6 protein-coding genes are annotated in these 9,985 nt (G+C 63.4%); 2 read left to right on the top strand and 4 right to left on the bottom strand.

The window, feature by feature from the left end; genetic code table 11:
* Window positions 1–654: 654 nt before the first annotated feature.
* Window positions 655–2,634, top strand: a complete 1,980-nt coding sequence (locus DPM33_RS28090) for a M23 family metallopeptidase (RefSeq protein WP_167449251.1) — start codon at window positions 655–657, stop codon at window positions 2,632–2,634.
* Here DPM33_RS28090 and DPM33_RS28085 read toward each other — a convergent pair.
* Window positions 2,631–4,184 (bottom strand): MFS transporter, encoded by a 1,554-nt coding sequence (locus DPM33_RS28085; RefSeq protein WP_112100656.1) that lies wholly within the window; start codon window positions 4,182–4,184, stop codon window positions 2,631–2,633. The two genes, DPM33_RS28090 and DPM33_RS28085, sit on opposite strands and share 4 nt — an antisense overlap.
* Before the next feature lie 159 nt (window positions 4,185–4,343).
* Between DPM33_RS28085 and DPM33_RS28080 the strand changes: the two genes are divergently transcribed.
* A complete protein-coding gene (locus DPM33_RS28080) occupies window positions 4,344–4,976 on the top strand; it encodes a TMEM175 family protein (protein ID WP_112100655.1) in 633 nt (210 codons plus the stop codon).
* Here the strand turns inward: DPM33_RS28080 and DPM33_RS28075 are convergent.
* From DPM33_RS28075 to clpB, 3 genes are all read right to left on the bottom strand, one after another.
* On the bottom strand, window positions 4,950–6,491 hold the full coding sequence (locus tag DPM33_RS28075) for a L,D-transpeptidase family protein (RefSeq protein WP_112100654.1): 1,542 nt from the start codon (window positions 6,489–6,491) through the stop codon (window positions 4,950–4,952). The genes DPM33_RS28080 and DPM33_RS28075 overlap by 27 nt on opposite strands.
* Before the next feature lie 192 nt (window positions 6,492–6,683).
* Window positions 6,684–7,049 (bottom strand): MmcQ/YjbR family DNA-binding protein, encoded by a 366-nt coding sequence (locus tag DPM33_RS28070; protein WP_112100653.1) that lies wholly within the window; start codon window positions 7,047–7,049, stop codon window positions 6,684–6,686.
* 114 nt (window positions 7,050–7,163) lie between these two features.
* Window positions 7,164–9,770 carry an ATP-dependent chaperone ClpB gene (gene clpB / locus DPM33_RS28065; RefSeq protein ID WP_112100652.1) on the bottom strand — a complete coding sequence of 869 codons (2,607 nt, stop codon included), beginning with the start codon at window positions 9,768–9,770 and terminating at the stop codon, window positions 7,164–7,166.
* Window positions 9,771–9,985 lie beyond the last annotated feature (215 nt).

Below are 9,985 nucleotides of genomic sequence, written 5' to 3'. Positions count from 1 at the left end.
TTGGTAGACTTATTCTCACGAAACGTGATCCGCCAAAGTCTCGTTCGAACCAATTACCCCTGGCGGAGTAAGAGGCTCAGCAGGACTCTGCCGCCCACGTTTCTCTTTCTTCAATATTCAATTGTCAAAGAACAGACATCACTTCACGCAATGTCGCGGCCCTCATCGCTTTTCGGCTTCGGGCCCGTCCGAGTGTCGCTCACGCGGCTCTCTTGAATTTCAACCAAGGGCAGATTTAGAAGCAAACTTCTTCGTCGCCAGCGGCGCACCGCCCTCGTTCGTGGGCCGTATATAGTCGGAGCTCCCTCGACGCGTCAACACCGATTTCGAACTTTTTTGAATTTTTTGCGACGAATTTTTCGGACCGTTTTTTTCGATAGCCGGCTGCCCTGGCGGCAGCCCCTGGGTCATCCACAAGGAGGCCCTATTGCCGCCGCATTGAGGCGTGAAACCGGCCCATATATGGAAGGCGCGCGCGTACATACGAGGCGCGCCGGCGACGAACGACAGGGCGCCCTGCATAAGGGGCGCATGATTGGGGATAAAAGGCCCCGGCCTGCCGCTTCGTTGACTTCAACTGCCGTGACAGGCAATTGTCATGGCCGCAACGACGACGACAAGCCGTTTCGCCTGGGGAAGAAGCAGCCTTTCTGGATGCCAGACACCGAAGAGGTCATAGCCGAACTCGGCAACGAGCCGCCGCTGATCGCGGACGGCCGCAGCGGTCCGCCCGACCGCCGCGAGGTCTCGGCGCGCTGGCTGTCGGGCACTTTCCTCACCGGTGTGACCTCGAGCGTGTTGATGGGCGTGGCGCTGTTTGCGGCGCTCGACGGGCGCCAGCAGCTGGCCACTCCGCCCGAAATCGCCGAGCTTATCAGCCTTGCCGGCGGCGGCGACGATTCCGGCGAGCAGGCAAAGACCACGAGGCTGGTCGCGCCGCGCCAGATCGCCCGGGCAAAGGACCGCCGCCGCATGGAGGTGTCGATGGTCACCAAGGTCGGTGACCGCGACGTTATCCACACCATGCCTTTCGTTCAGATCAAGATGGCCCTGGCGGCCGGCCACACCACCAACCGCCCCTACCCGCCATTCGATCCGATGCAGGTCTTCGGCGACGACGGCGACGACAATCCGCAGCCTGCAACGGCCGCCGCCGTCGCCGGCCAGATCTACGGCGCCAAGGTCGAAAGCGAGATGAGCCTGAAGACGGTCGACTTCCCGGTCGAGACGGCCTCCTTCGACGAAAAGAGCGACCTTTCCGCCGACGAGGTGGAAAAGGTGGTGCGGGACGCCCGCAATGGCCTGAGCGATGGCGCCGTTCAGGTGGCGGCATTGCATTATGTCGATCCGCAGCGGTTCGGCGATGCCTTCGCCGAATCGATGGCCGGCTCCTATGACGTGAAGATCACGCAGGAAAACGTTTCGGTGGCGCCGCGCGCCACGCCGGACGACCAGGCGCCTGCCTTTGCCGAGGAGATCATTCCCTTCACCGAGGATACCGACATCGCCGAGGCTTATGCCGATTCGGGCTATACCGGCGATGACGCGACAGGAATGGCGGAGGCAATCAGCAAGCTCTTGAACGCCCCGGCGCTGAAGGCCGGAACGGTACTGCGCGTCGGCCTCGAAGTGCGCGGCGATGTCGCCAAGGTCGTGCGCACCAGCGTCTACGACAAGACCACCCATATCGTGACCATCGCGCTCGACGACCGCGGCCAGTATGTGCCGGCGCAGGAGCCGGAGGCCAATCCCGAGCTTTTGACGGCGTTCGATGATTCGCAGCCCGTCGTGGTGCGCGGCAACCTGCCCAATGTCTATGACGGCATCTACCGCACCGCCTACTCCTACGGCATGTCGAAAGCGATGACGCAGAAGCTGATCAAGCTGCTGGCTTCAGACGTCGATTTCCAGTCGCGACTCTCACCGGCCGACCGGCTCGAGGTCCTGTTCTCGCAGCCCGACAGCGACGACCAGACCTCCGACAATTCAGACCTTCTCTATGTCTCGGCGACCTTCGGCGGCCAGACGAAGAATTTCTACCGTTTCCAGATGCAGGACGGCAGCGTCGACTATTTCGACGAGAACGGCAGCAGCGCCAAGCAGTTTCTGTTGCGCAACCCGCTTCCCAATGGGCGCTTCACCTCCGGCTTCGGCGCGCGCCGGCATCCGATCCTTGGCTATGTACGTATGCATACCGGCACCGACTGGGCAGCGCCTATCGGCACGCCGATCATCGCCGCCGGCAACGGCGTGGTCGAGAAAGCCGGCTGGGCCGGCGGCTACGGCAAGCAGATCATCATTCGCCATGCCAATGGCTATGAGACCTCCTACAATCACCAGAGCGCTTTCGCCAAAGGCATCGAGCCAGGCGTTCACGTCCGCCAGGGCCAGACGATCGGCTATCTCGGCCAGACCGGCCTCTCCACCGGCCCGCACCTTCACTACGAGCTGATCGTCAACGGCACCAAGGTCGATTCCATGCGCGTCCGCCTGCCGGTCGGCAAGGTGCTGAGGGGCGACGATCTCGTGGCCTTCAAGCGCGAGCGCGAGCGCATCGACGATCTTTTGAAGCAGGAAGACGGCAACTCGCTGAAGGTTGCCAGCGCCAAGACCGATTCGCAGCTTCCGAACTAACCACGCGAATCATTTGACTGCCGCGGCCAGGGCGACGCCTGCCCGGGCACCGTGAGCCAGGCGGTGAGTGAAGAAAGCACGCAGAGCAGTGTCGTGATCGCCGCGACCGCGGCGAAAGCCGAATCGCTTGCCGCAACCCTGGCCGCATCGAGATTGGCGGCAAGACCGGATGCGGGCGGCTCGCCGAAACCGGGTATCCCGGGAGCATTGCTGGCCATGCCCGCGTACACCCAGGCCGCCAGCGAGCCCATCGCCGCCACCGCGATCAGACCGCCGACGCGCGAGACCGCATTGTTGATGCCGGACGCTGCCCCGGTATCCTTGTCCTCGACGGACGTCATCACCGCGGTCGACAGCGGCGACACGACTTGCGCCATGCCAAGCCCCATCAGCGCCATCAGCGGAAAGGTCCCGGTCCAGAATTTGTGGATGCCGAAATGCGTCAGCATGGCGAGGCCGGCGAAAGCGACGGCGACGACCATGCTGCCGCTGGCGATCGGAAAGCGCGGACCGATCCTGTCCGACCAGTGGCCGACCGGCCCGGACAAAAGCGCGATCGACGCCGACAACGGCAGGAAAATGAAGCCGACCTCGGCCTCGCTCAGCCTCCAGCCGGCGATCAGCAGCATCGGCAGGTAAAACAGATTGGCCGACAGCGCGAAGTAAAGGAAGAATGTCGCCAGATTGGCGCCGGCAAAGGCGCGGATGCGGAACAGGCCGAGATTGATCATCGGATCGCGCTGCCTGAACTCATAAAAGATGAAGACAAAAAGCAGGACAACGCCGGCGATGATCGCCGGGCTGGACAGCATCCCGCCGCCTTCGGCATTCATTGCCGTCAGCCCGTAGGCGAGCAAGCCGAAGGCCAGCGTCGCCAGCGCGGCGCCGCCAAGATCGAGGCTGCGTTTTTCGGTCGGCTTGTCGGCCGGCACCTTGGCCAAAAGCAGATAGATCGAGATCAGCCCAAGCGGCAGGTTGATGGCAAAGATCGCGCGCCAGACCCCATTGCCGAAAGTCGACAGGACAAAGCCGCCGAGCACCGGCCCGAGCGCCGTGGTCAGCGCCGAAGCGGCGGCCCAGATGCCGATCGCCCGGCCGCGCTCCTTCTTCGGATAGGCTTTGGCGATGATGGCGAGACTGCCCGGCACCATGATCGCGGCGCCGACGCCCTGGATGGCTCGGAAGGCGATCAATATAGCCGGATCGGGCGCGACCGCACAGGCGAGCGAAGCCGCGATGAACAGTGCGATGCCGGTGACGAAGGCGCGCCGCAGCCCAAACCGGTCGCCGGCCGCACCGCCCGCAAGGATCAGCGCCGACAGCGTCAGCGCATAGGCGTTGGAAATCCACTGCGCTTGCGCCAGGCTGGCGCCGAGATCGACGCGCAGCGCTGGCATTGCGATCGCCAGGATTGAACCGTCGATGAAGCCAAGCGCCGAGGCAAGGATCGCCGCGACCAGCACGAATTTTCGCTGCGTCTGGGGGCAGAACGTACCGTTCGCACGCGCGGGCGAACGCGAATCAGCGGTGGTTTCGTTCGCGGATGACATGGGCCTCTGCTTAGCCTTCCGGCGTGGACGCAACAACAAGCCAGAGCATCGCTGTTCTTGAAACCAGATGACACTGGCTGCATGGCGAGGTGGACCAATCTTGATGCAAACCGTTGGTGGCGTGCTAGGTTCCACCATCATGTAAGGGAGGGGAAAACCATGAAGCGGCCGCTCGAACCCTCGGTAGAAGGGCGCGAACGCATCGTCGGCATAACCGACGGCGTCTTCGCCATCGCGCTCACCTTGATCGTGCTGGAGATCAGGGTGCCGGCGCATGAAGCAGTGCATTCGGAAAGCGAATTGCTCATAGCGATCCTCGCGCTGGCGCCGCGCTTCCTGACCTATGCGCTGAGCTTCCTGACGCTGACCATCTTCTGGTTCGGCCAGCAGGCGCAGCATGGCCTGATCGCGAAGTCGGACCGCAGGCTCGCGACACTCAACCTATGCTTTCTCGCTTTCATCGCGCTGCTGCCCTTCTCGACCGACCTTCTTGCCGATTTCCTTGAGTTCAGGATCGCGGTCGTCGTCTACTGGCTGAACCTGCTGATGCTGGGCGCAACGTTGTTCGCGAGTTGGTGGTATGCCGACAGGAACGGCATGATCGCCGAGGACGTGGATGCTGAAACGCTGCGCACAGTCTACGATCGTATCGTCAAGGCGCAGGCACTGTGGGCGGTCGGCGCAGCGCTGTGCCTGATCACGCCGCTGCTCAGCATAGGCTTCATCCTGCTGATGCAGCTCATCTATGCCGCAGCGCCGCGCACCTCACTGCTGCGTAAACTCATCGGTTGAGGTCCCGCCGACTTCCACGATTGTTGGTCCGCCGACGAATTCCACAGTGACGCCCGGCGACACCAGCTTGGCGAGTTCGCGCGCATCCCAATTGGTCAGTCGCACGCAGCCATGGCTCTCGGTCTTGCCGATCTTGGAGGGTTCGGGCGTGCCGTGGATGCCGTAGGTCGGCTTGTCGAGCGCGATCCACACCGAGCCGACCGGGCCGTTCGGGCCTGGCGGGACGGTCAGGATCTTGTCGTTCTGGCCCTGCTTGAAATTGATATTGGGATTGTAGGTGTAGTTCGGGTCGAGCGCGATGCGCGACACGGCATGAATGCCGGTCGGCGAAGGCGTGTCGGCCGATCCGATCGTGGCCGGATAGGCCGCGACCAGCTTGCCGCCGGCGTCATAGGCGTAGACTTCCTTCTTGGTCTTGTCGGCGACGATGCGCGCCACCGGCGTCGACACCAGCTTGCCGAAATTAGCGACCTTGATCATGGTGCCGGGGCGATTGAAGTCGATCCCCTTGTTGATCGACTTCAGATAGTTCTCATCCATGTGGAAGCGTTCGCCCAGCGCCTCGGTGACCGAGGTGTAGCACATGCAGTCGAGCCTGGCCTTCTGGCTGTAGTCCTCCGGGATCGAGGCGACATAGGGGCCTGCCACATCTTCCGGCGTGATCGTATAGGAGGCAAAGGCGTCGCCGCCGGACTGGGCAAGTGCCGCCTGGATGCCGACGGCATCGGTCGATTTCAGATTGGTGCCGTTTATCTCATTGTAGGCGGCCAGCGCCTTGTCGACATTCGAGCCGAAGCGCCCGTCGATCACGCCCGGCGAAGCGCCGCCGCGGTCGAGCAGCACCTGCAGCGCGGCAACGTCTTGGCGCACGCCGAGCGAAAGCGATGGATCGACGGTCGCCTTGCCGCCTGTGTTCGGCGGTGGCAATGACGCATCCGGATTGGTCTGCAGCACTTCGCCCTGGCCCGGCTGCTCCGGATCGATCGATGCCTCGCTCAGCGGCTGGCGCTTGATTGTGTTCGGCGCCTCCGGATAGGTGGTCGCGGAACCTTCATCATTATTGGACGGCGCTGGCGGATAGGCATCGACGGAATTGTCGTCGCCGTTCGGGTCATATTCGTCGACCGGCGGCGGGATGACCCGGCCATTCTCCTCCAACTGCCGGCGGCGGAAGCGAGCCATGTCCTCCGGATTGTCGAGATAATAGCGGTCATTGTCTTCGGCCGGCGCGCGGCCGAGTTCCTGCATGCGCATCTGCCGGCGCAGCGCGCGGCGGTCGAGCCTGCTCCCCGGGGGCTGGATGGCGATCACCTTGCCGGTGTCGGCATCGACCAGCACCCGGTTGCCCCTGGCGTCGTAATAGATATCGATATTGCCTTCCTGCGCCAGGATCAGCGAGCCGCGCTCCGCGGGCAGTGCCGCCTGCGGCGCACCGTCCACACTCGGCGTTGCGAACGCACTGGAAGACACCGGCCCGGCCGCGAGTGCCGAAAGGGTAAAAATCAAGCGCAGCATGGCGGTCGAGCTCTCCGGTCCACTGGGGTCCCTGCGGGCGAACCCTTCGCCAGCAAACCAGTTGCCAAAACTAAAGTTCCAACATGAACCGGGCATGAAGATGGCGTCTTTCCGGTGCCTTGAGGAATATCAGCCAATGCAGGTCGCGCAAACGTGTGCAGCGGTTTTGCGAGAACGACATGCATAGAATCCTTAGGTCGCGGCAAGCCCCAATTCCTTGCGTGCCTGTCTGGTCAGCTTGAGGACGACCAGGCGATGGCTCTCGCGCAGATAGTCCTCGAGCGCCGCATCATCCACGCTTTGGCTTGTCTGACGCTGGATCCATTTCATGCCGCGCGAGGCGAGATAGGGCGCCGGCCGGCAGCCCGGCTGATCCTTCAGCACGTCATAGGCCATCTCGGAACATTTGAAGGTGACGAACAGCCGACCGCTGTCGTTCCAGCCGCCAATGGCGAATACCTTGCCGCCGACCTTCCAGACATGAGCGCCACCCCACTGCACCACATGCGTCGTCGCGGGCAGCGACGCGCAGAAGCCGTTATAGTCGTCGAGCTTCAACGAAGTCCCCCAGCCATTGCGAATCGACACCCGATTATGCGCGGTCGCCCAAAATAGCAAAGCGCGTCGCACCGGTACGGCGCGACGCGCTTGCGTTCATTCCAATTGCCGAGATCAGGCGGCGGCTTCCGTCGCCACCACGGTCGGTTGCGAGCGGAAGTTCAGCCGATCGGAACCCGCGGTGACCTTGACGGTCGAGCCGTCGAGGATTTCGCCGAGCAGGATCTTCTCCGCCAGCGGATCCTGCAGTTCCTTCTGCATCACCCGCTTCAGTGGCCTGGCGCCATAGGCCGGATCGTAGCCCTTCGAAGCCAGCCACTCGATCGCGTCATGATCCAGCGACAGTGCGATCTTGCGGTCGACAAGCAGGTTCTCCAGCCGCTTGAGCTGGATCTCGACGATGCGGTCCATATCCTGCCGGCGCAGCCGGTGGAACAGGATCACCTCGTCGACGCGGTTGAGAAACTCCGGCCGGAACGAGGCTTTCACCACGGCCATCACCTCGTCGCGCACGGCGTCGACATCCTGGTCGTCGTTGAGACCGACCAGGTATTCGGCGCCGAGGTTCGACGTCATGATGATCAACGTGTTTCGGAAATCGACCGTGCGGCCCTGGCCATCGGTCAGGCGGCCGTCGTCGAGCACCTGTAAGAGCACGTTGAACACATCCGGATGCGCCTTCTCGATCTCGTCGAACAGCACGACCTGGTAGGGCCGGCGCCGCACCGCTTCGGTGAGCGCGCCGCCTTCCTCATAGCCGACATAGCCGGGAGGCGCGCCGATCAGCCGGGCGACCGAGTGCTTCTCCATGAACTCCGACATGTCGATGCGCACCAGCGCCGTCTCGTCGTCGAACAGGAAGTTCGCCAGCGCCTTGGTGAGTTCGGTCTTGCCGACGCCGGTCGGCCCGAGGAACATGAACGAGCCGATCGGCCGGTTCGGATCCTGCAGCCCGGCGCGGGCGCGCCGCACTGCCTTGGACACCGCCTGCACGGCCTCGCCCTGGCCGACGACGCGCTTGCCGATCTCGTCTTCCATGCGCAGCAGCTTCTCGCGCTCACCTTCCAGCATCTTGTCGACCGGAATGCCGGTCCAGCGCGACACGATATGGGCAACGTGGTCAGGTGTGACCACCTCTTCCACCATGCCGGCCTTGCCGTCCTGGGCTTCGGCTTCCTTGAGCTTCTTCTCCAACTCCGGGATCTTGCCATAGGCAAGCTCGCCGGCGCGCTGGAACTCGCCCTTGCGCTGGGCAATCGCCAGTTCGTTACGCGTTTCGTCGAGCTGCTTCTTCAGATCGGCGGCAAGGCCGAGCTTCTGCTTTTCGGCCTGCCACTTCGTGGTCAGCTCGGTCGATTCTTCCTCGAGACCGGCGAGTTCCTTCTCCAGCCGGGCAAGCCGGTCCTTCGAGGCCTCGTCCTTCTCGACCTTCAGCGCCTCGCGCTCGATCTTGAGCTGCATGATCCGGCGGTCGATCTCGTCCAGTGCCTCGGGCTTGGAATCGACCTGCATCCTCAGCCGCGAAGCAGCCTCGTCGACAAGGTCGATCGCCTTGTCCGGCAGGAAGCGGTCGGCGATGTAGCGGTTGGACAGCGTCGCCGCCGACACCAAAGCTGAGTCCGAGATGCGCACCTTGTGGTGCTGCTCGTATTTCTCCTTCAGGCCGCGCAGGATCGAAACCGTGTCTTCCACGGTCGGCTCGTCGACGAAGACAGGCTGGAAGCGGCGGGCAAGCGCCGGATCCTTTTCGACATGCTTGCGGTATTCGTCGAGCGTGGTCGCGCCGACGCAGTGCAGCTCGCCGCGCGCCAGCGCCGGCTTCAACAGGTTCGACGCGTCCATCGCGCCGTCCGCCTTGCCGGCGCCCACCAGCGTGTGCATCTCGTCGATGAACAGGATGATGTTGCCGTTGGCCGACGTGACTTCGTTGAGCACGGCCTTCAGCCGCTCCTCGAACTCACCGCGATATTTGGCGCCGGCGATCAGCGCACCCATGTCGAGCGCCATCAACTGCTTGTCCTTCAGCGATTCCGGCACGTCGCCATTGACGATGCGCAGCGCCAGGCCCTCGGCGATCGCCGTCTTGCCGACGCCGGGCTCGCCGATCAGCACGGGGTTGTTCTTGGTGCGCCGCGACAGCACCTGGATGGTGCGGCGGATCTCGTCGTCGCGGCCGATGACTGGATCGAGCTTGCCGGCGCGGGCGTCCGCCGTGAGGTCGCGCGCGTATTTCTTCAGCGCGTCATAGCCCTGCTCGGCACTGGCCGAATCTGCCGTGCGGCCCTTGCGGACGTCGTTGATGGCCTGGTTGAGCGCCTGCGCGGTGACACCAGCCTTGGACAGGACGTCGGCGGTCTTCGCCGACTTCTCCATGACGAGCGCCTGCAGCAGCCGCTCGACGGTGACGAAACTGTCGCCGGCCTTCTTGGCCAGGTCCTCGGCGGTCGAAAACACCTTGGCGAGCGGCTGGGCAAGATAGAGTTGCCCATTGCCGCCTTCGACCTTGGGCATGGCTTCGAGCGCAGCCTCGACGCCGAGCTTGGCGTCGCGGGCGTTGCCGCCGGCACGCTCGATCAGGGACGCGGCAAGGCCCTCGTCATCGTCGACGAGCACCTTAAGCATATGTTCGGGGGTGAATTGCTGATGGTTGCGCGAGAGCGCCATGGTCTGCGCGGACTGGATGAAGCCGCGCACGCGCTCCGAGTATTTTTCAAGATTCATTCTCTTGTCTCCTTCCATCACCAGCCCGCTTTGCGGCACCGGATCAGATTGCGGTGACGGACCCGCCCATAAGAGCCGAGCCCTGTTTCCTGGCGAGATATGGTGTATGGGCCACGGTCCCTCAAGACGCCTTGATGTCGATCAAAGCAGAATATTCCAGGCGCGCGCGAACGAAAAACGGCGGAGAATGCTCTCCGCCGTCCGCAATGCCTGAA

Source organism: Mesorhizobium hawassense (assembly GCF_003289945.1).
Taxonomy (GTDB): Bacteria; Pseudomonadota; Alphaproteobacteria; order Rhizobiales; family Rhizobiaceae; genus Mesorhizobium; species Mesorhizobium hawassense.
Note: the sequence above shows the minus strand (reverse complement) of the source record. Positions and strands in the feature narration are given on the sequence as shown.